Below are 674 nucleotides of genomic sequence, written 5' to 3' on the forward strand. Positions count from 1 at the left end.
CATTTTCCTGAAAAAACAGGAGTCTTAACTGATGATACGTAAGTTACAGAATATATTTCATTTGGGGGTTAAAGAGCTGCGCAGCTTGGGGCGTGATAAAGCGATGATGGCATTGATTGTATTTGCTTTTACTGTATCAATCTATTCATCGGCCACGGTGACGCCGGGCTCACTGCACAATGCCCCGATTGCTGTGGCCGATCAAGATAAATCACAGTTATCTAATCGTATTATTAATAGCTTCTATGCTCCTTATTTTAAGACGCCTGCTGATATCATTCCTGAACAAATTGATGGTTTGCTTGATAGGGGAACTTATACCTTTGCATTAGATATTCCACCTAATTTTCAACGAGATGTGCTCGCGGGGCGTCATCCTGAAATTCAGGTCAATATTGATGCAACACGTATGAGCCAAGCTTTTTTGGGCAATAGCTATATTCAAAATATTACTCTTGGTGAGGTGAATGAGTTTCTTGCCAAATATCGTAGTAATACAAGTTTACCGGTAGATCTTGAAGTTCGTATGCCCTTTAACCCAAATTTAACACAATCATGGTTTGGCTCAGTGATGGCGATTATTAACAACATCACGATGCTATCGATTGTATTAACTGGTGCTGCGCTAATCAGAGAACGGGAACATGGTACGGTTGAACACTTGATGGTGATGC

Annotated in this window: 1 protein-coding gene; it reads left to right on the forward strand. The window is 40.7% G+C overall.

Features of this window, described 5'->3' with window-relative positions:
• Positions 1-34: 34 nt before the first annotated feature.
• The coding region (locus ABN217_RS19525; RefSeq protein ID WP_349459894.1) for an ABC transporter permease at positions 35-674 on the forward strand (640 nt) is incomplete at its 3' end.

The sequence above is a fragment of the Proteus sp. fly-1067 genome, from assembly GCF_040139345.1.
GTDB classification, from domain to species: Bacteria; Pseudomonadota; Gammaproteobacteria; order Enterobacterales; family Enterobacteriaceae; genus Proteus; species Proteus vulgaris_B.